This is a genomic window from Streptomyces sp. NPDC058335, assembly GCF_042723915.1.
In the GTDB taxonomy this organism is placed as follows: Bacteria; Actinomycetota; Actinomycetes; order Streptomycetales; family Streptomycetaceae; genus Streptomyces.
This window is the reverse complement of sequence record NZ_JBHXHX010000007.1, coordinates 205,380-230,912: the sequence shown is the minus strand read 5'-3', so window position 1 is coordinate 230,912 and position 25,533 is coordinate 205,380. Positions and strand designations below refer to the sequence as shown.

The following is a 25,533-nucleotide window of genomic DNA, read 5'->3' as shown; positions in this document are numbered from 1 at the left end:
GTCACTTGTCCAGGTTGTTGTCGATGGTCTTGGTCGCCGTGTTCCAGGCCTCCTCCGGCGACTTGCCCTTCGTCACCAGGATCACGCCGTTGTCCGTCAGACCCTGCTGGATGATCTGGTCCTTCGGGCCGATCACCTGGACCGGGGCGGCCTTGGCGGCCTCGGCGAAGATGGTGCCGATGTTGAGGTCACCGGTCATCTCGTTCTTGGCGCCGGTCACCTCGGGCATGGTGTACGCGCTCGGCGTGCTCGGGAAGGAGCCCTGCACCTTGAACAGCTTGGCCTGCTGCTCGGGCGCGGTCAGCCAGGCGACCAGCTTCTCGGCTTCCTTCACGTTCTTGCCGCTGGAGGGCACGGCCAGGAAGGAGCCGCCCCAGTTGCCGGACTTCGGAGCGACCGCGACGGCCCACTTGCCGAGGGACTCCGGCTTCGACTTGCCCTTGAGGGTGCCGAGCATCCACGGCGGGCAGGCCACCGTCGCGAACTTGCTGTTCGCGATCGTGGTGTCCCAGGCCGGCTGGAACTGCGTCTGCGCCTGTACGAGGCCCTGCTCGGCGGCCTTCGCGGTCAGGTCGAAAGCCGCCTTGACGGCCGGGTTCGACTTGTAGATGACCTCGCCTGAGGAGTCGTAGAACTTCTCCTCCTCACTGCTGAGGACGGCGTTCAGCAGGCCGCCGGGGGAGTCCATGAAGAAGGTGCCCTTGGGCGCCTTCTTCTTGTACTGCTCACCGACCGAGATGAACTTGTTCCAGTCGCCCGCCCACAGCTTGCCGACCTCCGTCGGGTCGGTCGGCAGACCGGCCTGCTGGAAGAGGTCCGTGCGGTAGCAGAGGGCCATCGGGCCGACGTCGGTGCCGAGACCGATGGTCTTGCTGTCCTTGGTCGTGGCCTGTGACCACTTCCAGTCCAGCCAGTTGCTCTTGTTCACGCCCGAAACCTTGGACATGTCCTGGAGCTTCGCGCTCTGGGTGGCGACGACCTCGGCGATGTTGGCGACCTCGACGGCCTGCACGTCCTGGAGACCACTGTTGGTGGTGAGGTGGTTGACGAGCGCGGGGTAGTAGTTCTCGTTGCGCTCGATCACGTTCTCGGCGATCTTGATGTTCGGGTTGAGCTTCTCGTACTCGGCGTAGAGACCGGCTTCCTTGAAGCCCATCGTGCCGAAAAGTCCCATGGTGATCGTGGTCTTGCCCTTGCCGCCGTCGGACGACGAACCGTCGGACGCCTTGTCACCGCCGTCGTCGGCACAGCCGGCCAGCAGCCCGGCGCCCATGGTGGCGACGGTCGCCAGGACTACCACCCGACGGGAGCTTCGGGTACGTGCTCGCATTACGTCCTCCTGTTGCCCTGACGTGCCGACCCCCCGGCCAACTGCGTTGTTGGGCCCGTTAGTTTCCAGCTGCGGCTCGGGCGGGGAACGTGCGGGTTGTGTATGTGTCAGGTACCGTGGGAGCGCTCCCACAGGTGATGAGTTGAAGAGTCGTCGGTTCGGGCGAGGGTGTCAAGGGCGGGGGCACGGAGAGATGCGTTCAGTTATCCGGCTGTTAGCTAACTCGCCGCGACGGCGCTTTTCGGCCGGGGGCGGCCACCCCTGGAGCGGTGGGGCGAGCGGTCAGGACTGTTAGATTCCAGGCCAGTGCGACGATGACGGCGGGAAGGCGGGGCCCATGGCAAGCCACGGTACGCGGGGACGGAGCGGTGGCCGGCCGACCCTCGAAGAGGTGGCGGCACGCGCCGGTGTGGGCCGGGGCACGGTCTCCCGCGTGATCAACGGTTCGCCCCGGGTCAGTGACGCCACCCGCGCCGCCGTCGAGGCCGCGGTCGCCGAGCTGGGCTACGTCCCGAACACCGCGGCCCGCGCCCTCGCCGCCAACCGCACGAACGCGATCGCCCTCGTGGTGCCCGAGCCGGAGACCCGCTTCTTCGCCGAGCCGTACTTCTCCGACATCCTGCGCGGAGTGGGCGCGGAACTCGCCGACACGGAGATGCAGCTGCTGCTGATCTTCGCGGGCAGCGACCGGGAGCGTCAGCGGCTCGCCCAGTACCTGGCCGCCCACCGCGTGGACGGCGTCCTCCTCGTCTCCGTGCACGCCGACGACCCGCTGCCCGACCTCATCGCCCAGCTGGAGATCCCGGCCGTGATCAGCGGCCCCCGCTCCGCCGCGGAGACGCTCCCGTCCGTCGACTCCGACAACTACGGCGGCGCCCGCTCGGCCGTCGAGCACCTGCTGGCTCGCGGCTGCCGGCGCATCGCCCACATCACCGGCCGCCTCGACGTGTACGGCGCCCAGCGGCGCGTCGACGGCTACCGCGACGCCCTGCTCGCCGCGGGCCACGAGGTGGACGAACTCCTCATCGTGCAGGGTGACTTCACCGAGGAGGGCGGTCAGCGGGCGATGCGTGAGCTGCTGGCCCGCAGCCCCGCCCTGGACGCGGTGTTCGCGGGCTCCGACGTCATGGCGGCCGGCGCCCGCCAGACGCTGCGCGACGCGGGCCGCCGCATCCCGGACGACGTGGCCCTGGTCGGCTACGACGACTCGGCGATAGCCCGCCACATGGACCCGCCGCTGACCAGCGTGCGCCAGCCCATCGAGGAGATGGGGCGCCGCATGCTCGACCTGCTCCTCACGGAGATCGCGGACAGCCGCCCGGCGGTGTCACGGGGCCTGGAGCGGCGCCAGGTGGTCCTGGCCACGGAACTGATGACACGGGCGTCGGCCTAGCCCTGTCGTCACATTCCCGTCCGCCTCGCGGCGCCATGCACGCGCATGCTCCCCCACTGACTCAGGGCGTGGGAGCTGCCCCATCCGCCGCACCGGGCACAGACCCACGTACAACCAGTACGAAGGCCTGAGCCCGGCACTCCCCCAGCGCCCGGCCGGGGGACCCCCGGAGCAAGCCCCTGACGCCGCGAGGCCCGCCCTCCGGGCGCACGGCGGGAATGTGACGACAGGCCCTAGCCGGTCACCAGCCGCCACCGCACCTCGCCGTCCTGCTGCTGCCCGGTCGGTGCGAGCCCCGCCGCGGCGGCGACCGCGGCCGAGGCGTGGTGCTCGGGGTGGATGTGCGCGACGACCGTACGGACGCCCTGCTCGCGCAGCCCCCCGACCAGCGTCCGGGCGGCCTCCGTGGCGAGGCCGCGCCCCTGCCACGGTGTCCCCACCACCCAGGCGATCTCCGCGAGACGGCCCTCCTCGGCGAGGGTGGCCTGGACGGTGCCGACGAGACGACCGGTCTCCCGCAGCCTCAGCACCCAGTTCCACCAGGTCCGGTCCGGTTCGGGGGAGCCGGCGACGAGCCGCTCGTAGCGTGCGCGCAGGGCTTCCGGAGTGCTGGGGGAGCCGCCGATGTAGGTGTGCAGGGCCGGGTCGGACAGGACGGCGGCCATCTCCCGCGCATGGTCCGCGCGGAGGGGGACGAGGCCGAGCCGGTCGGAGACGAGGGGCTCGGGCTGCACGGTCGACGCCCTCCTGGGAGGAAACGAATCAGCCGGTGACCTTCTGAGAAGGTCACCGGCTGATTACTCAGGGTGAGTGACGGGACTTGAACCCGCGGCATCCTGGACCACAACCAGGTGCTCTACCAGCTGAGCTACACCCACCATGCCCGGCAGTCGACTTTGTGGTCTCCCTACCGGCCGAGAAAAAGTGTACAGGGTCCGAAGGGGTGCTCGCGCACGCCTTTTATCCGGCGGGCAGGACGTGCTTCGCGGCGATCGCCTTCGCGGTGTCGGAGTCCGGTCCGGGCTGCGGTACGAAGACGGCCTCGCGGTAGTAGCGCAGCTCCGCGATGGACTCGCGGATGTCGGCGAGGGCGCGGTGGTTGCCGTTCTTCTCCGGGCTGTTGAAGTACGCCCGCGGGTACCAGCGCCGGGCCAGCTCCTTGACGGAGGACACGTCGACGATGCGGTAGTGGAGGTAGCTCTCCAGCGTCGGCATGTCCCGCACCAGGAAGCCGCGGTCGGTGCCGACGGAGTTCCCGCACAGCGGGGCCTTGCCGGGCTCCTTCACGTGCTCGCGGATGTAGGCGAGGACCCGCTCCTCGGCGTCGGCCAGGGTCGTGCCGCCCGCCAGTTCGTCGAGCAGCCCGGAGGCGGTGTGCATCTGACGCACCACTTCCGGCATCGTCTCCAGGGCCGCGTCCGGCGGCCGTACGACGATGTCCACACCGTCGCCGAGGATGTTCAGCTCGGAGTCGGTGACGAGGGCGGCAACCTCGATGAGCGCGTCGTCGGACAGCGAGAGGCCGGTCATCTCGCAGTCGATCCACACCATGCGATCGTTCATGCGACCACCCTAAGGGTGACGTGCCTTGATCCGTTCCCCCGCGGCATGGTGGAGGAGCTGAGGGCTGCGGCCCTCCAGCCCTCCCGGCCTGTGCCCACCCACCACCCGACTCCGTGGGAGAAAAGGCGACGGCCGGTTATCTCGGCCCGTCCGCCGATCCAGGACGAGGCCGTTCAGGCCGAAGCGGGCTCTGGGGGCGCAGTCCCCGGGGTCGGGACGGGAAGGGGCGGCGGGGCGAAGAACTCGCTCACCGCCGCCCCATTCCTCACATCCCGCCGCGCTGTCCCGGCAACCCGCCCCGAGACCCCGCATACGCGTCCATCACACTCGCAGGTGCCGAGGCGGAACTCACCGCCCCCGTCCCCGCGGTCCGCCGGATCTGCGGCGGCACCCCCGCGGCCTCGGAGTGCAAGGCGGCAGACGCCCCGCCGGCACCCCCCGCCGCGACGGCGGCAGCCGCCTCACTCTCCGCCGGAGGCACCCGTTCGCTCTGCGGCCGCCGCGCCCGGTAGGCCGCCCGGTAGGCGGCCGGTGAAGACCCGAGCTGTCGCCGGAAGTGCCCGCGCAGCGCGACGGGCGAGCGGAACCCGCACCGTCCCGCGACCTCGTCGACGGAGTAGTCCGACGTCTCCAGCAGCCGCTGTGCCTGAAGCACCCGCTGGGTGATCAGCCATTGCAGCGGCGCGCTGCCGGTCAGCGACCGGAATCGACGGTCGAACGTCCGCCGGCTCATGTAGGCGCGGGCGGCCAGCGTCTCCACGTCGAACTGTTCGTGGAGATGTTCCAGCGCCCAGGCGACGACCTCCGCGAGGGGGTCGGCGCCGATCTCCTCCGGTAAAGACCGGTCGAGGTAGCGCTCCTGGCCGCCTGTCCGGCGCGGTGGGACCACGAGTCGGCGGGCCAGCGCACCGGCCGCCTCGTTTCCGTGGTCCGTCCGCACGATGTGGAGACAGAGATCGATTCCGGCCGCTGTCCCGGCCGACGTCAGCACATCGCCGTCGTCGACGAACAGCTCGCGTGGATCGACGTGCACCGACGGATAGCGCTTGGCCAGCGTCGGTGCGTACATCCAGTGTGTCGTGGCCGGCCGGCCGTCCAGCAGACCTGCGGCGGCCAGCACGAACGCGCCGGTGCACAGGCCCACGATGCGGGCGCCCTCCTCGTGCGCTCGGCGCAGTGCGTCGAGCGCGTCCGCCGGTGGCGGGGAGGTGATCGAGCGCCAGGCCGGTACGACGACCGTGCCTGCCCTCGATATCGCCTCCAGGCCATGTGGCGCGGTGAGTTCCAGGCCCCCTGTGGTCCGCAGCGGGCCGTCCTCGCCCGCGCATACCAACAGTCGGTAGCGAGGCACGCCGGCGTCCTGGCGGTCAATCCCGAACACCGACAGCGGAATGGAACTCTCGAAGATGGGGCCGCCGCTGAACAGCAGCACCGCGACGATCTCCTTGCGGCGTCGCCCGGAAAGTTTCCGGGCCGCGGCTTCCGGCGCGGCAGTGGAGTCGTGGCTCATCCTGCTAAGCCCCCCTCGGTGGTCGCGGCTCCTCGGTTGTGTCGCTCCTGCACGTTTCCCCTCGGTCCTGCACGAGTCCCCCGCCGTAGACAGTCAAGATCGAATCTACTGTGTCGCGTGATGCCGGAGTGGCCAGTTCGTCACCCGGCACATTGTCGACATGGCAACTTGGCGTGAAGCATTCGATCACGAAGCGTTGCACTCGTGGGCCGTGCGGGGAAGTGCGCCTCGTCGCAGTGGCCAATCCACGTAGGGTGCGCAGCCCCCCTGAGGGCCTTTCCATGCAGGTCGAACGGGGGAAGGGGGGTGGTTGCGGCAAGGGATGCGCGGTATCCGGAAGTTGGCTGAAAAGATACGGGCGTGTGCGTGAAAACCGGTCAACCGACCGGTGTGCTTCGGTCATTGTGACGACCGCCACGGTGCGACCCCGTTCCGGTGCGGTGACGGCGTCCCCGGTGGGGCGTGTGCGGCGGGTGCTCCTCGTCGAGGAGCCGGGCCGCGCACTGCTCGGAGCGGCGCAGCAGTAGCCGGCAGGCGGCGGTGACGGCGGCCAGGCCGACGGCCGTGCCGGCGGTTCCGGCCAGGGAGGTGCCGTACCAGAGGAGAACCACCGGGACGAGGACACAGCTGAAGGCCGCCCAGCGGATCAGCTCCGTCGTCCTGTCGTCGCCTGCGTGGGCCTCGGGGGTCGGGCGGGATGAGGGCATGGGGGGCGGGCTCCTCCCTGGGGGGTGGTTCGGGGGGTTCAACGCCCGTTCGACCGGTCGGTCACTCATCGGATGAGGGGCGGGTAAGTGAATGCTGTGCGAACCGCCTGTACGGGGCAGCAACCATTGCGTTACCGGCGGCCCCTCGTGCATGCTCCCTGGAACCCCGACGGACCGTGGGCGGGACTGGGCCCTGGAGGCGTGGCGCCGTACCCTTGGGGGTATGGGGTTGGGAAGATGATTCCCGGACACGCTCCGCCGCTCACGCTCGTCCCACCCGTACAAGGATCGATACGCCGAGACAGCCATGGCCGGTCACGAATTCTTCGAACCAGCGGACCGCAAGCGGCCGGTCGCCGATCAGACGGCGGCCGACCCCCTGGCGGCGGAAGAGGCACGCCCCTCCTGTGATCCCGCTTTCAAGCACGGCGTCGTCGTCGGCTTCGACGGATCGACGTCCAGCGAGCGGGCCCTGGCGTACGCCGTCGGCATGGCTCACCGCTCCCGCGCGGGCCTGATCATCGTCCATGTGGCCAACCGGCTGCCCACCACGGTGTGGGCGGGCTGTGAGCCCCCGGTCTTCGTGGACGTGCCGGACCACCGCACCGAGGTGCTCGGTCTGGAGCTGGCCTGCGCCGAGTATCTGGCCGAGGTGCCCTGGATCCTGGTCGAGCGCGGCGGCGACATCTGCCACGAACTCGAAGAGGTGGGGCGGGAGTACGCGGCGGACGCGATCGTCGTCGGTTCGACGCACGGCCTCGTCGGGCGGATCTTCGGGTCGGTCGCGGGGCGGCTCGCCAAGCGGGCGAAGCGGCCCGTCGTCGTCATTCCGTAACTCGCCCTCCGCCCAGGTGGGATGAGTCCCGGGTGACCCCAACTCCCTTGTGCCCAGCGGGAAACTACTCGTGCGTACAGGTGGTTTGTGCCCTTGTGAAGGGAATAACCCCTGCAGCGCACAAGCGCGCACGCATGAAGGGAGCCCCGCCGTGGACAACGACGTCTCTGCGGGAAGCAGCACCACTGTCGTCGGCCGACTCGCCATCGGTGTCACCCTGTTGGCCGTCGGCCTCGGGTACACCGGCCTCATCGACGGCGTCACGGCGGCCGACGCCGTGCCGATCGCCCGGTACGTGGGCGGGGTCGCCCTCTTCCTCGCCGGTCTGATGGCCTTCCGTGACCGTGACACCGTCTCGGGTACGGCCTTCTCGGCGGTCGGCGCCCTCTGGTTCACCTGGGCCGTCTCGGCCGGCGCCCAGGTCTCCGCGAACGCCGCCGGCCTGTTCCTGCTGCTCTTCGCCCTGGTCGCGCTGACCCTCACGGTCACCGCCGCCGACCAGCTCGCCAAGGGCACCTACGGGCTGTTCCTCGTCTCCCTGGTCCTGCTCGCCGTAGCGGCCTTCGCCGAGAACGACGGTCTCGCCAAGGCCGGCGGCTGGTTCGCCGTCGCGGCGGGAGCGGTCGCCTGGTACGCCGCGACGGCCGCCCTCGCGCACTGGCCCACGGCGATTCCGCGACGGGCTGCCCGCCCCGGGGTGACGGCCACGGGCTGATTCGGCAGCCGCGCCGGGGAGTTGGGCGTCCCCGGCGAACAGAGCGGACCCCCCGGTGGATGGTGGCATCACCGGGGGGTCCGTTGTGTCGGGAGGGCGGCTACTCGACCGTCACCGACTTCGCCAGGTTCCGCGGCTTGTCGATGTCGCGGCCCAGGGACTTGGCCGTGTAGTAGGCGAGGAGCTGGAGGGGGATGCCCATGAGGATGGGGTCGAGTTCGTCCTCGTTCTTGGGGACGATGATCGTCTGGTCGGCCTTCTCCTGGTCCTGGTGGGCCACCGCGAGGATCCGGCCGCTGCGGGCCTTGATCTCCTCCAGGGCGGCGCGGTTCTTCTCCAGCAGGTCGTCGTCGGGGACGATCGCGACCGTCGGCAGGGCGGGCTCGATCAGGGCGAGCGGGCCGTGCTTCAGCTCGGACGCCGGGTAGGCCTCGGCGTGGATGTAGGAGACCTCCTTGAGCTTCAGGGAGGCCTCACGGGCGACCGGGTAGCCCCGGACGCGGCCGATGAAGAGCATGGAGCGGGCCTCGGCGAACTGCTCGGCCAGCTTCTTGATCTCCTCCTCGCCCTTCATGATCTCGGCGATCTGGGCGGGCAGCCGGCGCAGACCCTCGATGATCCGCTTGCCGTCGCGCACCGACAGGTCGCGGGTCCGGCCCAGGTGCAGCGCGAGCAGCGCGAAGGCGACCGTGGTGTTGGTGAAGCACTTGGTGGAGACGACGCAGACCTCCGGGCCGGCGTGCACGTAGATGCCGCCGTCGGCCTCGCGGGCGATGGCCGAGCCGACCACGTTGACGACGCCGAGGACCCGCGCGCCCTTGCGCTTCAGCTCCTGGACGGCGGCCAGCACGTCGTACGTCTCACCGGACTGGGAGACGGCGATGTACAGGGTGTCGGGGTCGACGACCGCGTTGCGGTAGCGGAACTCGGAGGCGGGCTCGGCGTCCGCGGGGATGCGGGCCAGCTCCTCGATCATCTGGGCGCCGATCATGCCCGCGTGGTACGAGGTGCCGCAGCCGAGGATCTTCACGCGGCGGATCTGGCGCGCCTCGCGGGCGTCCAGGTTGAGGCCGCCGAGGTGCACGGTGGAGAAGCGGTCGTCGATGCGGCCGCGCAGCACGCGGTCCACGGCGTCGGCCTGCTCGTGGATCTCCTTGTGCATATAGGTGTCGTGGCCGCCCATGTCGTAGGAGGCGGCCTCCCACTCCACGGTGGTGGGCTCGGCCGTGGTGCGGGTGCCCTCGGTGGTGTAGGTGCGGAAGTCGTCGGCCTTGAGGGTGGCCATCTCGCCGTCGTCGAGGGTGACGATCTGGCGGGTGTGGGTGACCAGGGCGGCGATGTCCGAGGCGACGAACATCTCCTTCTCGCCGATGCCGAGGACGACCGGGGAGCCGTTGCGGGCGACGACGATCCGGTCGTTGAAGTCGGCGTGCATGACGGCGATGCCGTAGGTGCCCTCGATGACGCGGAGCGCCTCGCGGACCTTGTCCTCGAGCTTCTCGGCCTGGGAGCGGGCGACGAGGTGGACGAGGACCTCGGTGTCGGTCTCGGAGAGGAACTCGACGCCGTCCGCCTCCAGCTTGCGGCGCAGGTCGGAGGCGTTGTCGATGATGCCGTTGTGCACGACGGCGACCTTGAGGTCGGCCGACATGTGCGGGTGGGCGTTCACGTCGGAGGGGGCGCCGTGGGTGGCCCAGCGGGTGTGGGCGATACCGGTCGTGCCCTTGAAGCGGGCCGGGACCTTGGCCTCCAGGTCGCGGACGCGACCCTTGGCCTTGACCATCCGCAGGCCGGCCGTCTTCGGGGAGGTGACGACGATGCCCGCGGAGTCGTAGCCGCGGTACTCCAGGCGCTGGAGGCCCTCCAGGAGCAGGGGCGCGACGTCACGCTTCCCGATGTATCCGACGATTCCGCACATATGTAGGCAATCCCTCTGTAGTTCTCGGCTGGTCCGGGGCCGGTCGCTCAGCCGTAGACCATGCGGCGCAGCTGACGGAGCGTCGGCTCCGGCGGTGCCACCGCCCGGTATTTCAGGTCCGCCGCGATCCGTTCGAAGATCTCCGCGTTGACCAGGCCCTGGGCCTGGAGCTCGCGGTGGCGGCGACGGACGTACTCCTCGGTCGTCTCGTCGAAGTAGGCGAGAACGTCCTGGATCACCCGGAGGGCTTCACCCCGGTTGAGGGGGGTGGAGCGCGTCAGATGATCAACGAGTTCGTCGTGCACCCGGTAGATCCTGGGGTACCGGCGAGAGTTTCGCAAGAATCTTGCCCGATTCCGGGCAGGGGCCTGTTAGGGATCTTTGGGGGAACGTTGAACCTCTCATGAGTGCCTGTTCGTGAAACGTCCATGCCGCCGCCCGCGGTTCGTCGCCCGGGGGGACGAGTTTCAGGCGCCATGGACATTCCTCGCATGGGCGTACCCGAGCAGCTGGCCGAGCGCATGAGCATGGCCGAGCAGCACGAGTACCTGCGCACCAAGTTCTCCCGCCGCACGATGATCAGAGGCGGCGCAGTCACCCTCGGCGCCGTCACCGGCGGCGCCTTCGTCACCGGCCCCACCGCACAGGCCGCGCCCCGCGCCCGGCAGACGGCCCCCCGCGCCGAGAAGGTCGACGGCGCCCTCGTCGCGCCCTTCGGCCGCCACCTCGCCTACGGCACCGACGCCCGCACCGAGATGACCATCTCCTGGCAGGTCCCGGTCGCCGTGGACGAGCCGTTCGTCCGCATCGGCGTCCACCCCTGGGACCTCTCCCACAAGATCCGGGCCGAGGTCCGTACGCTCCACACCCCCGCCGGGATCGGCGCGAGCGGCGACCACACCCAGTACTACGTCCACGCCCAGCTGGCCCGTCTCAAGCCCGGCCGTACGTACTACTACGGCGTCGGGCACGCCGGTTTCGACCCGGCCGCCCCGCATCTGCTCGGCACCCTCGGCACCTTCACGACCGCCCCCGCGAAGAAGGAGCCGTTCACCTTCACCGCCTTCGGCGACCAGGGCGTCAGCTACCACGGTCTCGCCAACGACGCCCTGATCCTCGGCCAGAACCCGGCCTTCCACCTGCACGCGGGCGACATCGCCTACGCCGACCCGTCCGGCGCCGGAAAGACCGCCGACACCGGTTTCGACGCCCGTACCTGGGACCAGTTCCTCGTCCAGACCGAGTCGGTCGCCAAGCAGGTCCCGTGGATGGTGTCGTACGGCAACCACGACATGGAGGCCTGGTACTCGCCCAACGGCTACGGCGGCGAGGAGGCCCGCTGGGTCCTCCCGGACAACGGCCCCGACGCCGGTCACCTCCCCGGCGTCTACTCCTTCGTGCACGGCAACACGGCCGTCATCTCGCTCGACGCCAACGACGTCTCCTTCGAGATCCCGGCCAACCTCGGCATCTCCGGCGGCACCCAGACCAGGTGGCTGGAGGGCCGGCTGAAGGAGTACCGGGCCGACCAGGACATCGACTTCGTCGTGGTGTTCTTCCACCACTGCGCCTACTGCACCTCCACCGCCCACGCCTCCGAGGGCGGCGTACGCCAGGAGTGGGTGCCGCTGTTCGAGAAGTACACCGTCGACCTGGTGATCAACGGCCACAACCACGTCTACGAGCGCACCGACGTCCTCAAGGGCGACCGGGTCGCCAAGAAGCTGCCGATCGGCGGCACCGCCTACCCCGAGACCGACGGCGTCGTCTACGTCACCGCGGGCGCGGCCGGGCGCAGCCTGTACGCCTTCTCGGCCGACCAGTCCTACGAGGGCCACGAGAAGGACCTCGAGTCCGTCCCCTCCTACGTCGTCCGGAAGGACGGCAAGCAGAACGAGACGGTCGCCTGGTCGCGCGTGCGCTACCTCGACTACTCCTTCCTGCGCGTGGACGTCACCCCCGCCGCCAGGGGCCGGTACGCCACGCTGACCGTGCGCGGCATCGCCGAGACCGGCGAGCGGATCGACCACTTCACGGTGGCGCGCCGGGCCAAGTAGCTCCCCCCGGCGGGCGGTCCTCGCCGCGCTTCTCACAAGCGCTTGAGGACCGCCTGCTTGGCCAGCGCGAACTCCTCCTCCGTGAGCACCCCGTCGCGGCGCAGCTCGCCCAGCTCCCGCAGCCGCCGCAGCAGCGCGTCATGGCTGTCCTCGGCGGGCGCGGCGGACGTGGCGGGCGCGGGGGAGCCGTCGGGCGCGGCGGCGACCGCCCGTGGCGCGTCCGCGGGCGGCCGTACGGCGTCCTCGGGGGCCGCGGCCGGGTGCGGGAGCCTGGCCTGTACGGCGGCCGCGACCAGGGCCATCAGCGGGTCCTTCTTGAAGCCCCACAGCTCCACGGCGTTCGGGTCGTACTTCGCCGGGGTCTTCACCGGCACGCCCCGGACGGTGAAGCGCAGATGGCCGTTCTCCAGACCGGCCGACGGATACCACTCCGCGGCGGTGATCTCGCCCAGGGGCAGTGTGCGGGCGCCGCCGGCGGCCTTGGCGTCCTCCGTCTTCCAGTTCCACTCCAGGCGCACCCGCTCGCCGTCGAAGTTCGCGGTGCCGTCCCCGGCGGACACCGACAGGGGCACGGACGGGCCCGGCAGCAGATAGGCGTCCACCGGGCCGGCGGGGACCTGGTCCAGCAGCAGCGCGTTGCGCACCTCGTCGACGACGTACTCGGCGACGCCGTAGCGGTCGGGCTCCACCACCAGTTGGTAGGGGTCGTGGGGTTCGGTGAGCCGGCCGCCGGTGGCGTGCAGCAGGGGGCAGGCGCCGTCCCGCAGGCGCAGTCTGAGCCGCCCCGACTTCTTGCCCTGCTCGAACGAGACGCCCGCCAACGCCCGTAGCGGCACGACGAGTTCACCCAGGGTCCTGCGGAGCAGACCGACGTTCTTGTCCCGTCCCGGCGTCAGCCGCAGGGCATCCCCGTCGAAGACCCAGGTGCCGTCCTTCTGGATGATTTCCGCCATGGGGGGATTGTTCCATCACCTGTTCGCCCCGGGCGGGGGGTGACGACGGACGCCCCCGAGGACCGTACTCGGGGGCGTCCGCCTGTCGGGGTCAGAACCCGGCGAGGGGGTTCTTCAGGGTGCCGATCAGCTGGAGGGCGCCGGACGGGTCCGACAGGTCCACCATCTGCTTGTTGTTGCGCAGCTGGAGCCGGTTGAGGCAGGACAGCGCGAACTCGGGGGCGAACATGTCGTACTGCCGGAACTTGTCGGCGAGTTCGGGGTTCGCCTCCTGGTACTCGCGGGTGACCTCGGCGACGGTGCGCCAGAAGCCGTCCTCCTCCAGGATCCCCTCCGCGGCCAGGTCGGCGGCGAGGAAGCGGAAGAAGCAGTCGAAGACGTCCGTGAAGATCGACAGGAGCTTCTTGTCCTCGGGGACCTCGACCCGGATGCGCCGGACCTCGGGCGGCAGCACCGCGTCCGGGTCCATGACGGCGATCTCCTCGGCGATGTCCTTGTACACCGCCCGCTGCACGACGCCGTCCTTCAGCACCAGGACGGTGTTCTCGCCGTGCGGCATGAAGACCAGGTCGTAGGCGTAGAAGGTGTGCAGCAGCGGGGTGTAGTACGCCCGCAGGTAGTGCCGCAGCCACTCGGTGGGGGCCAGACCCGACCGCTCGATCAGCGCGCCGGCCACCGACCTGCCCTCGTGGTCCACGTGCACCAGGGCGGCCATCGTGGCGAGGGACTCGCCGTCCTGGAGGGAGGGGACGGGGCTCTCCCGCCACAGTGCGGCCAGCATCTTGCGGTACGGCGAGTAGCGGTCGGTCGCCGCCTCGTACTCCAGGTGCCGGTAGCCCACGGCCGCCCGCTCCCGGATGATCGACAGTCCCGTCGACTTGAGCACCGGGTCGTTGTCGATCAGCTGGGCCAGCCAGTCGTTGATCGCCGGGGTGGCCTCCATGTACGCCGCCGACAGACCGCGCATGAAGCCCATGTTGAGGACGGACAGGGCCGTCTTCACATAGTGCTTCTCGGGGGCTGACCTGTTGAAGAACGTCCGGATGGACTGCTGCGCCAGGTACTCGTCGTCGCCCTCGCCCAGGCACACCAGGTTCCCGCGGGCGACCTCGGCGGCGAAGGTGACGGTGAGCTTGTTCCACCACTGCCAGGGGTGGACGGGGATGAGGAGGTAGTCGGCCGGGTCGAGGCCTCGCTCGCGCAGTACGCCGTCGAAGCGGTCGACGGTCTCCTCGCCCAGCTCCTGCCGGACGAACGACTCGTAGTCGATGCCGACGCCCGCCGTGAACGCGGCCCGCGACCGGTGGGCGGCCAGCCACACCAGGCGGACCGGGCTCGCGGTCTCCGGCGCGTACGACAGGTACTCGTGGACGCCGAAGCCGAGCCGTCCGTTGTTGGCGACGAAGCAGGGGTGGCCCTCGGTCATCCCGGTCTCGATGGCCTGGAAGCCGCTTTCTACCAGTTCCGCGGCGGGCACCTGCGGCTTGGTGAGCTTGTAGCAGGTGCCGGAGAGGGTGGAGGAGATCTCCTCCAGGTAGACCGGCAGGATCTCGTCGCTCAGTCCGAGCGTGCGCTTCAGCTCGATGAAGAAGTCCATGGCGGCGAGCGGGAGTTCGGCGCCGTCGCGGGTCCGGGTGATCGAGTCGGCGTCGACCTGCCAGTGGTCGAGGGCGCGGCGCACGGCGGTGAAGCGGTAGTACGTCAGGCCGTCGTCGCTGCGGACGACGTACCGGTCGTCGGTGAGTTCGGGTGTGATCAGCCGCTCGTGCGCGAACTCCGCGAGGGCTTTGCGGACCAGCAGGCGGTTGGCCTTCTCCCAGCGCTCGGGGGAGAGGTGGGCCACGGCGTCGGCGAGGCTCATGCGCCCACCCCCGTGGCCGCGACGAAGCGTTCCCGCGTGCAGAAGCTGAGCAGTGCCGGCTTCTCCGGCTTCTGGATCTCGCGCTCCGGCACGAAGCCGACGGCCTCGTTCAGGGCGTGCACGGCCGTGTTGGAGACGTCGGGCTCGACGACGACCCGCTCGGTGGCCGGGTCGGCGAAGAGGTGTGCCATGACGGCGGTGATGACCGCGCGGGTGAAGCCGTGCACGGGCCGGTCGGTGGGGGCGACCAGGAAGTGCATGCCGACATCGCCGGGCCGCGGCTCGTACAGACCGACCAGCTCGCGGTGGCGTGGGTCGTAGTACTCCATCAGGAAGGCGGGTACGCCGTCGTGCAGCCCGAGCAGGGCGTGGTGGTGCTCGTCGGCCGCGATCTCCATGTAGGCGCGCTCGACGTCCACCAGTTTGGCGTCCTGCATCATCCAGAAGGCCGCCTTGGGGTGCGTCACCCAGGAGTGCAGCAGCTCGGCGTCCTTCAGGGGGTCGAGGGGGCGGAGGGTGAGGCGGCCGACGGCCGCGGAGGTGGTGCTCATGCGCTGAACTCCTGGAACGCGATGGTCTTCTCGACCGGGTAGTACTCGCTGCCGAGCAGCTCGCGGATGATGTAGCTGTTGCGGTAGGCGCCCATGCCGAGGTCCGGGCTGGTGATGCTGTGCGTGTGCACGCCCGCGTTCTGCAGGAACACACCGCGGCCCGTGGTGTCGATGGCGTAGTTGCGGGCGACGTCGAAGTTGCCCTGCGAGTCGTAGCGCAGTCTGTCGCGGACCGGCTTCAGGAACTCGGGCTCGGCGTACTTGTAGCCGGTGGCCAGGACCAGGCCCTGCGAGGCCAGCTCGAAGTCCTTGCCCTGCTCCTCCTGGCGGAAGGACAGGGTGTACGTGCCGTTCTCGTACCGCGCGTCGCGCAGCGCCGAGTTGGTGAGCAGGCGGGTGGGCACCGGGCCGCCGAGGTTCTTCTGGTAGAGCAGGTCGAAGATCTCGTTGATGAGATCCCCGTCGATGCCCTTGAAGAGGCTCTTCTGCTCGGCCGTGAGCCGGTAGCGGGTGGGCTCCGGCAGCTCGCGGAAGTAGTCGACGTACTCGGGGGACGTCATCTCCAGCGTCAGCTTGGTGTATTCGAGGGGGAAGAAGCGCGGCGAGCGCGTCACCCAGTTCAGCTGGTAGCCGTGGACGTCTATCTCGCTGAGCAGGTCGTGGTAGATCTCGGCGGCCGACTGGCCTGAGCCGACCAGCGTGATCGACTCCTTCTTCTGCAGCTCCGCCTTGTGCTGTAGGTAGCGGGAGTTGTGCAGGAAGTCGCCGCCCAGGTCCGCGCAGGCCTCCGGGACGTGCGGCGGGGTGCCGGTGCCGAGGACCAGGTGACGGGCGCGGAACTCCTCGCCGGCCGTGGTGCTCACGACGTACAGCCCGGCGCTCTCGTCGTACGTCACCTCGGCGACCGTCGTCGAGAAGCGCACGCTGGTCAGTTTGTTCGCGGCCCAGCGGCAGTAGTCGTCGTACTCGACGCGCAGCGGGTAGAAGTTCTCGCGGATGTAGAAGGAGTACAGCCGGCCCTTCTCCTTCAGGTAGTTGAGGAAGGAGTACGGCGAGGTCGGGTCGGCGAGGGTCACCAGGTCCGACATGAACGGCGTCTGCAGGTGCGCGCCTTCGAGGAACATGCCCGCGTGCCACTCGAAGTCGGGCTTCGACTCCAGGAAGACGCCGTCGAGTTCCTCGATGGGCTCGGTCAGACAGGCCAGGCCGAGGTTGAAGGGGCCGAGTCCGATCCCGACGAAGTCGTGGGTGGCGGCGGGGTTTTCAGGACGCGCGGTCAAGGGACTCTCCCAGGTACTGCTCGGCATGGCCGGCGATCAGGTCCAGTACGGCGGCCATGTCGTCGACCGTCGTCTCGGGGTTGAGCAGGGTGAACTTCAGGTAGTGGCGGCCGCTCACCTTGGTGCCCGCGACCACCGCGTCGCCGGAGGCGAACAGGGCCTTGCGGGCGTACAGGTTGGCGCGGTCGATCTCGGCCGGGTCGGCCACGGCCGCCGGGATGTAGCGGAAGACCAGGGTGGACAGCGACGGCTCGACGACGACGTCGAAGCGCGGGTCGGCGGCCAGCAGTTTCCAGCCCTCCACCGCGAGGTCGCAGACCTCGTCGAAGAGCTGGCCGATGCCGTCGGCACCCATCGTGCGCAGCGTCATCCACAGCTTGAGCGCGTCGAAGCGGCGGGTCGTCTGGAGGGACTTGTCGACCTGGTTGGGGATACGTTCCTGCACCATGCGGCGCGGGTTCAGGTACTCGGCGTGGTAGGTGGCGTGGCGCAGCGTGGCCGCGTCCTTGACCAGCACGGCCGAGGAACTCACCGGCTGGAAGAAGGACTTGTGGTAGTCCACGGTGACGGAGTCGGCGTGCTCGATGCCGTCGATCCGGCCGCGGTACTTCACCGAGGCGAGCAGGCCGCAGCCGTAGGCGGCGTCGACGTGCATCCAGGTGCCGTACTGCTCGCACAGTTCGGCTATCTCGGGCAGCGGGTCGATGGAGCCGAAGTCGGTGGTGCCGGCGGTGGCGACGACGGCCATGGGGACGAGGCCGTCCTGCGCGCAGCGCTCCAGTTCGCGGGCGAGGGCGACGGTCTGCATGCGCTTGTCGTGGCCGACGGGGACGGTGACCACGGCGTCCCGGCCCAGGCCCAGCAGTTGGGCCGACTTCTTCACGCTGAAGTGACTGACCTCGGAGGCGAAGATGCGCAGTTTCTCCAGGGAGTCGGTCTTGGACTCATCGCGGGCGAGGAGGAGCGCCTGGAGGTTGGACTGGCTGCCGCCGGAGGTGAACACGCCGTCGGCGGCGGGGCCGAGGCCGATGCGGGCGGCCGTCCAGTCGACCAGCTTCCGCTCGATGAGGGTGCCGCCGGCCGACTGGTCCCAGGTGTCCAGGGAGGAGTTGACTGCGGACAGGACCGCCTCGCCGAGCACGGCCGGGATGACGACCGGGCAGTTGAGGTGGGCGAGGTAGCGGGGGTGGTGGAAGTAGACCGCGTCGCGGAGGTAGACCTCCTCCAGCTCGTCCAGTACCGCCGCGGTGTCGCCCAGGGGCCGGTCGAGGTCGATGCTCTCGATGCGGGGAGCGAGGGCGTCGGCCGTGATGCCGGTGAACGGACGGTCGGTGGCGGCGAGTTTGGCTGCCACCCGCTCGACTCCTTCGGTCACGGTGCGGCGGTACCGCTCCGCGTTCGTGTCATTGAGCAGGTGCGAGCGCATCGTGGGGGTCCTCCGGGATGGGGACGGGTCCGCCGGGGGACGGACGCGGGGTGGAATCTCCGATTCAACTTAGGTTAGCCTAACCTAAGTAAGTCGATCAGGTCGCAGGCTTCGCCGTGACGGTGATCACGTCGCTGCCCACCGGTCAGCCACCCCGGCGGGCCACGTGGTTGCTACTCGGCGGCGCGCAGCTCCTCCTCGGTCATGCCCTGGCGCCAGTACCCGACGAAGGTGACCCGGCGCCGGTCGATGCCCCGCTCCCGCACGAGGTGCCGGCGCAGCGCCTTCACCGAGCCGGACTCGCCGGCGATCCAGACGTACGGCCGCTCGGTCGGCGGGAGTTCGGCCTCGCGCAGGGCGTCGAGGGAGGTCCCGTCGGTCAGCCAGGTGATCTCGGCGTCCGCCGCGGTCACCAGGTTCCGTGCGCTTGCGGGGTCATGCACCTCCAGCCACGCCCGGACGCGCTGTCCGGCGGGCAGCGACTCCAGGATCGACGCGATCGCCGGGAGGGCCGTCTCGTCGCCCCACAGCAGCACCAGGTCGGTGTCCTGCGGCGGCCGGAACCGGATCGCCCGGTTGTCGGCGACGGCGGGCCCGAGCAGGAACACCCGGTCACCGGCGCGCGCCCGGTCGGCCCACGCCGAGGCGTGCCCGGCCGGGGTGTGCAGCACGAAGTCGATGTCGACCTCGTCGGGATCCCGGCGCAGCTCCCGGAGCGTGTACGAACGCATCACCGCCCGTACGTCGTCCGGCAGTTCACGCCAGCCCTGCCACCAGCCGTCCCCCAGCTCGACGGGAACGGCCGGCGCGTCCTGCCCCGGATGCGGCAGGAACAGCGACAGCGACTGGTCGTAGCCGTCGGAGAAGAAGTGCCGGAGGTCCTCCCCGGTGAAACTCACCCGGACCAGGGACGGGCCGAGCCGCCTCGTCCGCACGACGTGGAGTGAGAAGAAACGGAACGGGGCGGCAACGGCCGTGGTCATGCGGGCTCCTGACGTGTGGGGAGGGGCAGCCGGCATTCTCGGGGGCGTGCGGCTGGGCCGAAGTGCGGCTCACCCACGCCCCCGGTCACCCTTGTCAGGCGACCTTCTTCGCCTTCTCGAGCGCCTCGGCGAGGTTCTCCAGCAGCGGCACGCACTTGTCGTACGACAGGATCGGCTCGGGCGAGCGGGAGATGACCTGGCCGGCCTTCACGGCGGGGAGCTGCTTCCAGGTGGGCTTGGCGATGTCGGCCGGCTGGATCGTCGAGGAACGGTCGTCCATCATGATGATGTCGGCCTGGTACTTGTCGACGTTCTCCCAGCTCAGCGACTCGTACCAGCCGCCGCCCTCGGCCTTGGCGCTCTCCGGCGGCTCGATGAAGTTCACACCGAGGGCCTTGAAGTACTCCAGGTCGATGGAGAGGTTGGTGCCGGAGACGTAGAACAGCTGGTCGCTCGCGGAACCGGCCATGACCTTGATGTCGGGCTTGGCCTTGGCGGCGGCGCGCAGCCGGGTGGCGGCCGTCTCGAAGCGCTTCTTGGCGTCGGTCACCTCGGCGGCGGCCATGTCCGCGCCCAGCGACTCGGCCAGCTCCCACATGCGCTCCAGCGGAGCGGTGATCTGCCGGTCGTAGACGGAGACCGCGACGCTCGGGGCGAGCTTGGCGATCTTGTCCTTGGAGGCCTCGGGGACGTACCAGAGGGTGCCGGCGCTGTCGAAGGTCGTGGAGATGAGCACGTCGGGCGCGAGGGCCGCGTACTTCTCGACGTTGAACTCGTCCCAGACGTTGCCGATGACCTCGACCTTGGTGATGTCCATGTCGCCGGCCTGGACATCGGCCTTGCCGTCGGTCGTCCTGGTCGGCCCGAAGACGCCCTTGACCTGGACGCCGTAGTCGTAGAGGGCGGCCGCGACGCCGGTGAACGCGACGATGTTCGCCGGGACCTTGTCGAGCTTCACGGTGGTACCGCGGTCGTCCTTGAACGTCCAGGGGCCGGACTTGGCGGCGGCACTCTCCGTCGACTTCGAGCCACCGCTCTCCGAATCGTCGTCCCCGCAGGCTGCGAGCACGGCGCCGAGACCGAGGGCGCCACCAGCGGCGAGGATGCCGCGACGGGTGAGGTGAGGGGCTCTGGCGTTGGACATGAAGGTGGCTGCTTTCGAACGGGGCGGATCACCGCCGGACAATTCGAAGGTAGGTTAGCCTAACCTCAGATCTTGTCCAGGGGGCGGGGCCCGTCGACCCCGGTCATGCAAGGCCTCCACGCCCGTCAGATTCGGTCAAGCGGCCGAAGAAAAGGGCGAGTTGACTGTAAATCGCCTCTTGCTGAGACATCTTCGATTGCTTAATGGTCCCCACCAGCTCACATGTGCACATGCTGACGGGGGGACTTGGAGACTCAGGGAACACTCGGGGCGTCGGTGCCCGTACCACCGCCTCCGGGGAACGGGCGCACCGTCGAGCTGAAGGTGAGCAGACGGCTGCTGTGGGTCGGGGAGGCGGCCTATCCGCTGCACAACGTCGCTCGCGTCCACACCTTCGTCCTCAAGCCCAAGCGGATGGAAGCGCTCAACGACTTCCTGAAGTGGTCGGGCATCACGGTCATGGTGTTCGTCGTGGTCCAGGCGGTCGACGCGAACTCCTCGTCCTCCAGCTCCCAGGACGACAGCGCGCAGGTGGTGTGGGTGCTCGGCCTGGCCGTGGTGCTCGGGCTGCTCTTCCACCTGCTGAAGGTGTGGAACACCCCGAACGAACACGTCCTGGCCGTCGAGACCTCCAGCGGATCCACCGCCCTGGTGACCCTGCCCGACCCGACCCAGCTGCGCCAGCTCGTCCTCTACATCGTCCACGCCATCGAGAACCCCGAGGCCGAGTTCCAGGTCCGGGTGGAGAGCCTCCAGGTCAACCCCAAGAACTACCAGTTCGGGGACACGGTCAACATGTACGGCGGTCTCAACAACACGGGGATGGTGAAGAGGTGAGCGGCGACACCTTCAACAGCTACGGCGGCGGCGATCAGGTGGCCATGAACGGCGGCACGGGCAACATCGGCATCGTCAAGGGTGGCCAGCCGCTCTCCACGCAGGAGGCGGTCGAGGCACTGCGGCGGGAACTCGAGCGACTGCGCGGCACCCTCGCCCCGGACGCCGCCCGGACCGTCGACGACAACCTGCCGGTCGTCGCCGACGGCGCACGCCCCGCCGCCCAGCGGCGCGCGGCCTCGTGGCCATCACCGGCGCCGTCGCGGCACTCGGCGCGGCGGCGGCACCGGTACGGGACCTGATCGAGGGCCTACGCGGCCTGCTGGGCGGCTGACGCCCCGCCGAACGTCCCGGAAGGAGGGCGGCCGACGCGCCGGTCAGCCCACCAGCCCCAACTCCCTCGCGATCAGCATCCGCTGGACCTCGCTCGTGCCCTCGCCGATCTCCAGGATCTTGGAGTCGCGCCACATGCGGGCGACCGGGTACTCGTTCATGAAGCCGTAGCCGCCGTGGACCTGGGTGGCGTCGCGGGCGTTGTCGACGGCGATCGTCGAGGAGTACAGCTTCGCCAGGGCCGCCTCCTTCTTGAAGGGTTCACCGGACACCAGACGGGATGCCGCGTCGCGCCAGGCGAGGCGGGCCGTGTGGGCCTTCATCTCCATGTCGGCGATCTTGAACTGGATCGCCTGGTTGGCGCCGATCGGCCGGCCGAAGGCGTGCCGCTCCTTCGCGTACTTCACCGACTCGTCCACACAGCCCTGCGCGAGGCCCGTCGCCAGCGCCGCGATGGCGACGCGGCCCTCGTCCAGGATGCGCAGGAACTGGGCGTAGCCGCGCCCCTTCTCGCCCAGCAGGTTGGCGGCGGGCACCCGGACGTCCGTGAAGGACAGTTCGCGGGTGTCCGAGGCGTTCCAGCCGACCTTGGAGTAGGGCGCGGCCACCGTGAAGCCGGGGGTGCCGGACGGGACGACGATCGCGGAGATCAGCGGCCTGCCGTCCGGCTTGCGGCCCGTCACCGCGGTGACCGTGACCAGTCCCGTGATGTCCGTGCCCGAGTTGGTGATGAAGCACTTCGTGCCGTTGATCACCCACTCGTCGGTGTCCGGGTCCAGCCGGGCCGTCGTACGCGTCGCGCCCGCGTCGCTGCCGCCGTCCGGCTCGGTCAGGCCGAACGCGCCCAGGATCTCGCCGGAACAGAGCCGGGGGAGCCACTCGCGCTTCTGCTCCTCGGTGCCGAAGAGGTGGATCGGCATCGCGCCCAGCGACACCCCCGCCTCCAGGGTGATCGCCACCGAGGAGTCGACGCGGGCCAGTTCCTCCAGCGCGATGCCCAGCGCCAGGTAGTCGCCGCCCATGCCGCCGTACTCCTCGGGGAACGGCAGCCCGAACAGGCCCATGCGGCCCATCTCGCGGACGATCTCGTACGGGAACTCGTGCCGCTCGTAGAAGTCGCCGATCTTCGGCGCGACGACGTCGTGCGCGAACTGCTCGACGGTGCGCCGGAGTTCTTCCAGTTCGGGGGAGAGTCGGTGGTCCATGGCGGTCACTGCTCCTTGTGGGCCTCGCGGCCCTCTTGGCCCTCTGCGTCCTCGTGGGACAGGGCGCGGACGGTGCGGGACGGGCTGGGCCGGCCCAGCCGGCCGGCCATCCAGACGCTGGTGGCGACGAGACGGCCGAGGTCGACCCCGGTGTCGATGCCGAGGCCGGTCAGCATCCACACGAGGTCCTCGGTGGCGAGATTGCCGGTGGCGGACTTCGCGAACGGGCAGCCGCCCAGGCCGCCCGCCGAGGCGTCGACGGTGGTGACGCCGTGCCGCAGCGCGGCCAGCGTGTTGGCGAGGGCCTGGCCGTAGGTGTCGTGGAAGTGCACGCCCAGCGCGGAGACGGGGATGCCCTCCTCGCCGAGCGCGGTCAGCAGTTCCTCGACATGGCCGGGGGTCGCGACCCCGATGGTGTCGCCGAGGCTCAGCTCGTCGCAGCCCATGTCGATCAGGGCCCGGCACACCCGGACGACCTGGGGGACCGGGACCGCACCCTCCCACGGGTCGCCGAAGCACATGGAGAGATAGCCGCGCACATGCACCCCGTCGGCCTTGGCCCGCTCCACCACCGGGCGGAACATGGCCAGCGACTCGTCCACCGTGCGGTTGAGGTTGGCCTTGGCGAAGGACTCGGTGGCGCTGGCGAACACCGCGACGCGGGTCGCTCCCAGGGCGACGGCCCGGTCCAGCCCCCGTTCGTTCGGCACCAGCACCGGCAGCTCCACCGGCAGGCCGGACAGCAGAGGGAACAGCTGCTCCGCGTCGGCGAGCTGGGGCACCCACTCGGGGTGGACGAAGCTGGTCGCCTCGATCGTGGTCAGCCCGGCCTCGGCGAGCCGGTGCACGAACTCGGCCTTCACCTCCGTCGGCACGGTCGTCTTCTCGTTCTGCAGGCCGTCGCGCGCTCCGACCTCGTGGATCCTGACCCGCGTGGGCAGGCCGGGCGCGGGCACGGTCATCGGAAGTCCTCGCACGGTCATCCCTCCTCCGCATACGGCGCGATCACGGCCAGCACCTGGTCCATGGCCACGGTCGTGCCCGCGGTGACGTCCAGTTCGGCGACCGTGCCGGCGTGCGGGGCGGAGATGACGTGCTCCATCTTCATCGCCTCCACCACCAGCAGGCTCTGCCCCGCCGTCACCTCGTCGCCGACGGCGACCTTCACCACCGTCACCGTGCCCGGCATGGGCGCGGTCAGCGAGTCGGCGCCCGCGTGCGCGGCCCCGGTCAGGGCCGCGGCCACCGGGTCGTGGTCGCGCACCTGCCAGGCGTCACCGTCGCGGCCCAGCCAGTCACCGGCCCGCTGGAAGGTGTGCCGGACGCCGTCGAGAGCGACGCTGACCAGGTCGTCGGTGACGGCGTACGTGCCGCGGACTTCACGAGTGACGGGTTCGAGTCCCGGCACCCGCAGGGGGAACGCCACCGGCCGGTGCTCCCCGCCCAGCCGCCACCCGCTCGGCTCCGAGAAGGGATCCGTCCACCCCGGCCCGGACGGCCTCAGCCCCTCCAGCCGCACGGCCGCGGCGGCCTCGTAGACCTCCTCCGGTACGTCGGTGGGGACCAGGTCGTCCATGACCCGCTCGACCAGGCCGGTGTCCAGCTCGCCCGACACGACCGCCGGATGGGCGAGCAGCCGGCGCAGGAACCCGGCGTTGGTCGGCACGCCCAGCGTGACCGTGTCCGCGAGGGCGGCCCGGAGCTTGCGCAGCGCGGTGGCCCGGTCGGGTCCGTACGCGATCACCTTGGACAGCATCGGGTCGTACAGGCTGCCGACCTCGGTGCCCTCGGTCAGCCCCGAGTCGGTGCGCACGCCCTCGCCCTGCGGCTCCCGCAGCCTCAGCACGGTGCCGCCGGACGGCAGGAACCCGCGCGCGCCTTCTCGGACGGACACGGTCTCGGCGCACACCCGTGCCTCGACGGCGTGCCCGGTGAGCCGGATGTCGTCCTGCGTGTACGGCAGCTGCTCGCCGGCCGCCACCCGCAGCTGCCACTCCACCAGGTCGATCCCGGTGACCAGCTCGGTGACGGGGTGCTCCACCTGGAGACGGGTGTTCATCTCCATGAAGTAGTACGCCTTCGGGTCCCCGCCGGGGACGATGAACTCCACGGTGCCCGCGCCCCGGTAGCCGCAGGACAGGGCCGCCTGGACCGCCGCCTCGCCCATGCCCGCGCGGGTGGCCTCGTCGAGGAGCACGCTGGGCGCCTCCTCGATGACCTTCTGGTGCCGGCGCTGGAGGGAGCACTCGCGTTCGCCCAGGTGGATCACCCGGCCGTGGCCGTCCGCCAGGACCTGGATCTCGATGTGCCGGGGCCGGTCGATCCACCGCTCGACGAGGAGCGTGTCGTCCCCGAAGGAGGCGCGGGCCTCACGGCGGGCGCCGGCGATCTCGTCCAGGAGGCGGTCCGCCTCCCGCACCAGCCGCATGCCCTTGCCGCCACCGCCCGCGGACGGCTTCAGCAGCACGGGCATGCCGATCTCCCGCGCCGCGGCGGCCAGTTCGGCGTCGCCGAGCCCGCTGCCGCTCGATCCCGGCACCACCGGGACGCCCGCCGCCTGCACGGTCTCCTTGGCGCGGATCTTGTCGCCCATGAGGGAGATCGCCTCGGCCGGCGGTCCGATGAAGACGAGCCCGGCGTCGGCGCACGCGCGCGCGAAGCCGGCGTTCTCCGCGAGGAAGCCGTAGCCGGGGTGGACGGCCTGGGCGCCGGTGCGGGCGGCGGCCTCCAGCAGCCGCTCCACCGACAGATAGCTCTCGGCGGCCGGCGCCGGACCGATCCGTACGGCCGTGTCGGCCTCGCGGACGTGCCGGGCGTCGGCGTCCGCGTCGGAGAAGACGGCCACCGAGCGCACGCCCAGCGCCCGCAGGGTGCGGATGACCCGGACGGCGATCTCGCCGCGGTTGGCCACGAGGACTGTGTCGAACATGGT

At 70.2% G+C, this 25,533-nt stretch carries 23 protein-coding genes and 1 tRNA gene; 6 read left to right on the top strand and 18 right to left on the bottom strand.

The window, feature by feature from the left end:
* Position 1: 1 nt before the first annotated feature.
* Entirely contained in the window at positions 2–1,330 is a 1,329-nt protein-coding gene (locus ACFWJX_RS15830; RefSeq protein WP_383242487.1) for an extracellular solute-binding protein, read from the bottom strand.
* Positions 1,331–1,667: 337 nt separating this feature from the next.
* Here ACFWJX_RS15830 and ACFWJX_RS15825 point away from each other — a divergent pair, with 337 nt between their 5' ends.
* On the top strand, positions 1,668–2,723 hold the full coding sequence (locus tag ACFWJX_RS15825) for a LacI family DNA-binding transcriptional regulator (protein WP_383242485.1): 1,056 nt from the start codon (positions 1,668–1,670) through the stop codon (positions 2,721–2,723).
* A 233-nt stretch (positions 2,724–2,956) separates the two neighbouring features.
* Here the strand turns inward: ACFWJX_RS15825 and ACFWJX_RS15820 are convergent, their stop codons facing one another.
* The 5 genes from ACFWJX_RS15820 to ACFWJX_RS15800 all read right to left on the bottom strand — a co-directional run bounded on the left by ACFWJX_RS15820 (position 2,957) and on the right by ACFWJX_RS15800 (position 6,503).
* On the bottom strand, positions 2,957–3,457 hold the full coding sequence (locus ACFWJX_RS15820; RefSeq protein WP_383242482.1) for a GNAT family N-acetyltransferase: 501 nt from the start codon (positions 3,455–3,457) through the stop codon (positions 2,957–2,959).
* Between the two features lie 71 nt (positions 3,458–3,528).
* Positions 3,529–3,601, bottom strand: a tRNA-His gene (locus ACFWJX_RS15815).
* An 82-nt stretch (positions 3,602–3,683) separates the two neighbouring features.
* Positions 3,684–4,286 (bottom strand): oligoribonuclease, encoded by a 603-nt coding sequence (gene orn / locus ACFWJX_RS15810; protein WP_363088442.1) that lies wholly within the window; start codon positions 4,284–4,286, stop codon positions 3,684–3,686.
* Positions 4,287–4,551: 265 nt separating this feature from the next.
* Positions 4,552–5,796: a helix-turn-helix domain-containing protein gene (locus ACFWJX_RS15805; protein WP_383242477.1), complete on the bottom strand. Its 1,245-nt coding sequence runs from the start codon at positions 5,794–5,796 to the stop codon at positions 4,552–4,554.
* 377 nt (positions 5,797–6,173) lie between these two features.
* Positions 6,174–6,503 (bottom strand): hypothetical protein, encoded by a 330-nt coding sequence (locus ACFWJX_RS15800; protein ID WP_383242474.1) that lies wholly within the window; start codon positions 6,501–6,503, stop codon positions 6,174–6,176.
* 307 nt (positions 6,504–6,810) lie between these two features.
* On the opposite strand from ACFWJX_RS15800, the gene ACFWJX_RS15795 reads away from it, so the two are divergent.
* Complete coding sequence (locus ACFWJX_RS15795) at positions 6,811–7,338, top strand: universal stress protein (protein WP_383242471.1); 528 nt, start codon at positions 6,811–6,813, stop codon at positions 7,336–7,338.
* A gap of 151 nt (positions 7,339–7,489) precedes the next feature.
* Positions 7,490–8,053 (top strand): GPR1/FUN34/YaaH family transporter, encoded by a 564-nt coding sequence (locus tag ACFWJX_RS15790; protein WP_383242468.1) that lies wholly within the window; start codon positions 7,490–7,492, stop codon positions 8,051–8,053.
* A gap of 100 nt (positions 8,054–8,153) precedes the next feature.
* Here ACFWJX_RS15790 and glmS read toward each other — a convergent pair whose 3' ends face one another.
* Both glmS and ACFWJX_RS15780 read right to left on the bottom strand, forming a co-directional pair.
* Entirely contained in the window at positions 8,154–9,971 is a 1,818-nt protein-coding gene (gene glmS, locus ACFWJX_RS15785) for a glutamine--fructose-6-phosphate transaminase (isomerizing) (RefSeq protein WP_252554772.1), read from the bottom strand.
* A gap of 47 nt (positions 9,972–10,018) precedes the next feature.
* Positions 10,019–10,276, bottom strand: coding sequence for a hypothetical protein (locus tag ACFWJX_RS15780; protein WP_383242464.1), 258 nt, complete (start codon positions 10,274–10,276; stop codon positions 10,019–10,021).
* Positions 10,277–10,462: 186 nt separating this feature from the next.
* Between ACFWJX_RS15780 and ACFWJX_RS15775 the strand changes: the two genes are divergently transcribed.
* Positions 10,463–12,028 carry a purple acid phosphatase family protein gene (locus ACFWJX_RS15775; protein WP_383242461.1) on the top strand — a complete coding sequence of 522 codons (1,566 nt, stop codon included), beginning with the start codon at positions 10,463–10,465 and terminating at the stop codon, positions 12,026–12,028.
* 32 nt (positions 12,029–12,060) lie between these two features.
* Here ACFWJX_RS15775 and ACFWJX_RS15770 read toward each other — a convergent pair whose 3' ends face one another.
* The 7 genes from ACFWJX_RS15770 to ACFWJX_RS15740 all read right to left on the bottom strand — a co-directional run bounded on the left by ACFWJX_RS15770 (position 12,061) and on the right by ACFWJX_RS15740 (position 20,226).
* Positions 12,061–12,981, bottom strand: a complete 921-nt coding sequence (locus tag ACFWJX_RS15770) for a DUF4429 domain-containing protein (RefSeq protein ID WP_383242458.1) — start codon at positions 12,979–12,981, stop codon at positions 12,061–12,063.
* Positions 12,982–13,072: 91 nt separating this feature from the next.
* Complete coding sequence (locus ACFWJX_RS15765; RefSeq protein WP_383242456.1) at positions 13,073–14,842, bottom strand: IucA/IucC family protein; 1,770 nt, start codon at positions 14,840–14,842, stop codon at positions 13,073–13,075.
* On the bottom strand, positions 14,839–15,393 hold the full coding sequence (locus ACFWJX_RS15760; protein WP_383242453.1) for a GNAT family N-acetyltransferase: 555 nt from the start codon (positions 15,391–15,393) through the stop codon (positions 14,839–14,841). The genes ACFWJX_RS15765 and ACFWJX_RS15760 overlap by 4 nt, the downstream gene beginning before the upstream one ends.
* Positions 15,390–16,673, bottom strand: coding sequence for a lysine N(6)-hydroxylase/L-ornithine N(5)-oxygenase family protein (locus ACFWJX_RS15755; protein WP_383242450.1), 1,284 nt, complete (start codon positions 16,671–16,673; stop codon positions 15,390–15,392). The genes ACFWJX_RS15760 and ACFWJX_RS15755 overlap by 4 nt, the downstream gene beginning before the upstream one ends.
* On the bottom strand, positions 16,657–18,099 hold the full coding sequence (gene desA, locus ACFWJX_RS15750) for a lysine decarboxylase DesA (protein ID WP_383242446.1): 1,443 nt from the start codon (positions 18,097–18,099) through the stop codon (positions 16,657–16,659). The genes ACFWJX_RS15755 and desA overlap by 17 nt, the downstream gene beginning before the upstream one ends.
* A gap of 173 nt (positions 18,100–18,272) precedes the next feature.
* Complete coding sequence (locus ACFWJX_RS15745) at positions 18,273–19,082, bottom strand: siderophore-interacting protein (protein WP_383242443.1); 810 nt, start codon at positions 19,080–19,082, stop codon at positions 18,273–18,275.
* A gap of 94 nt (positions 19,083–19,176) precedes the next feature.
* Positions 19,177–20,226: an ABC transporter substrate-binding protein gene (locus ACFWJX_RS15740; protein ID WP_383242440.1), complete on the bottom strand. Its 1,050-nt coding sequence runs from the start codon at positions 20,224–20,226 to the stop codon at positions 19,177–19,179.
* A gap of 324 nt (positions 20,227–20,550) precedes the next feature.
* Between ACFWJX_RS15740 and ACFWJX_RS15735 the strand changes: the two genes are divergently transcribed.
* Both ACFWJX_RS15735 and ACFWJX_RS15730 read left to right on the top strand, forming a co-directional pair.
* A complete protein-coding gene (locus ACFWJX_RS15735) occupies positions 20,551–21,063 on the top strand; it encodes a DUF6232 family protein (protein WP_383242437.1) in 513 nt (170 codons plus the stop codon).
* Positions 21,060–21,365, top strand: coding sequence for a hypothetical protein (locus tag ACFWJX_RS15730; protein ID WP_383242434.1), 306 nt, complete (start codon positions 21,060–21,062; stop codon positions 21,363–21,365). Before ACFWJX_RS15735 ends, ACFWJX_RS15730 begins: the two co-directional genes overlap by 4 nt.
* A gap of 75 nt (positions 21,366–21,440) precedes the next feature.
* Here ACFWJX_RS15730 and ACFWJX_RS15725 read toward each other — a convergent pair whose 3' ends face one another.
* Genes ACFWJX_RS15725 through ACFWJX_RS15715 form a run of 3 tightly spaced genes read right to left on the bottom strand, consistent with a single transcriptional unit; the run spans position 21,441 to position 25,530 of the window.
* The gene (locus ACFWJX_RS15725) at positions 21,441–22,601 is read right to left on the bottom strand and encodes an acyl-CoA dehydrogenase family protein (RefSeq protein WP_383242431.1); all 1,161 of its coding nucleotides are present in this window, start codon (positions 22,599–22,601) and stop codon (positions 21,441–21,443) included.
* Positions 22,602–22,606: 5 nt separating this feature from the next.
* Positions 22,607–23,584, bottom strand: a complete 978-nt coding sequence (locus tag ACFWJX_RS15720) for a hydroxymethylglutaryl-CoA lyase (protein WP_383242428.1) — start codon at positions 23,582–23,584, stop codon at positions 22,607–22,609.
* Positions 23,581–25,530: an acetyl/propionyl/methylcrotonyl-CoA carboxylase subunit alpha gene (locus tag ACFWJX_RS15715; RefSeq protein ID WP_383242425.1), complete on the bottom strand. Its 1,950-nt coding sequence runs from the start codon at positions 25,528–25,530 to the stop codon at positions 23,581–23,583. The genes ACFWJX_RS15720 and ACFWJX_RS15715 overlap by 4 nt, the downstream gene beginning before the upstream one ends.
* Between the last annotated feature and the right edge of the window lie 3 nt (positions 25,531–25,533).

Coding starts and splice junctions, on each gene's coding strand:
- orn (WP_363088442.1), bottom strand. CDS start 4,286: ATGAACGATCGCATGGTGTGGATCGACTGCGAGATGACCGGCCTCTCG.
- ACFWJX_RS15825 (WP_383242485.1), top strand. CDS start 1,668: ATGGCAAGCCACGGTACGCGGGGACGGAGCGGTGGCCGGCCGACCCTC.
- ACFWJX_RS15760 (WP_383242453.1), bottom strand. CDS start 15,393: ATGAGCACCACCTCCGCGGCCGTCGGCCGCCTCACCCTCCGCCCCCTC.
- ACFWJX_RS15715 (WP_383242425.1), bottom strand. CDS start 25,530: ATGTTCGACACAGTCCTCGTGGCCAACCGCGGCGAGATCGCCGTCCGG.
- ACFWJX_RS15775 (WP_383242461.1), top strand. CDS start 10,463: ATGGGCGTACCCGAGCAGCTGGCCGAGCGCATGAGCATGGCCGAGCAG.
- ACFWJX_RS15830 (WP_383242487.1), bottom strand. CDS start 1,330: ATGCGAGCACGTACCCGAAGCTCCCGTCGGGTGGTAGTCCTGGCGACC.
- glmS (WP_252554772.1), bottom strand. CDS start 9,971: ATGTGCGGAATCGTCGGATACATCGGGAAGCGTGACGTCGCGCCCCTG.
- ACFWJX_RS15770 (WP_383242458.1), bottom strand. CDS start 12,981: ATGGCGGAAATCATCCAGAAGGACGGCACCTGGGTCTTCGACGGGGAT.
- ACFWJX_RS15800 (WP_383242474.1), bottom strand. CDS start 6,503: ATGCCCTCATCCCGCCCGACCCCCGAGGCCCACGCAGGCGACGACAGG.
- ACFWJX_RS15805 (WP_383242477.1), bottom strand. CDS start 5,796: ATGAGCCACGACTCCACTGCCGCGCCGGAAGCCGCGGCCCGGAAACTT.
- ACFWJX_RS15765 (WP_383242456.1), bottom strand. CDS start 14,842: ATGAGCCTCGCCGACGCCGTGGCCCACCTCTCCCCCGAGCGCTGGGAG.
- desA (WP_383242446.1), bottom strand. CDS start 18,099: ATGCGCTCGCACCTGCTCAATGACACGAACGCGGAGCGGTACCGCCGC.
- ACFWJX_RS15740 (WP_383242440.1), bottom strand. CDS start 20,226: ATGTCCAACGCCAGAGCCCCTCACCTCACCCGTCGCGGCATCCTCGCC.
- ACFWJX_RS15725 (WP_383242431.1), bottom strand. CDS start 22,601: ATGGACCACCGACTCTCCCCCGAACTGGAAGAACTCCGGCGCACCGTC.
- ACFWJX_RS15745 (WP_383242443.1), bottom strand. CDS start 19,082: ATGACCACGGCCGTTGCCGCCCCGTTCCGTTTCTTCTCACTCCACGTC.
- ACFWJX_RS15795 (WP_383242471.1), top strand. CDS start 6,811: ATGGCCGGTCACGAATTCTTCGAACCAGCGGACCGCAAGCGGCCGGTC.
- ACFWJX_RS15720 (WP_383242428.1), bottom strand. CDS start 23,584: ATGACCGTGCGAGGACTTCCGATGACCGTGCCCGCGCCCGGCCTGCCC.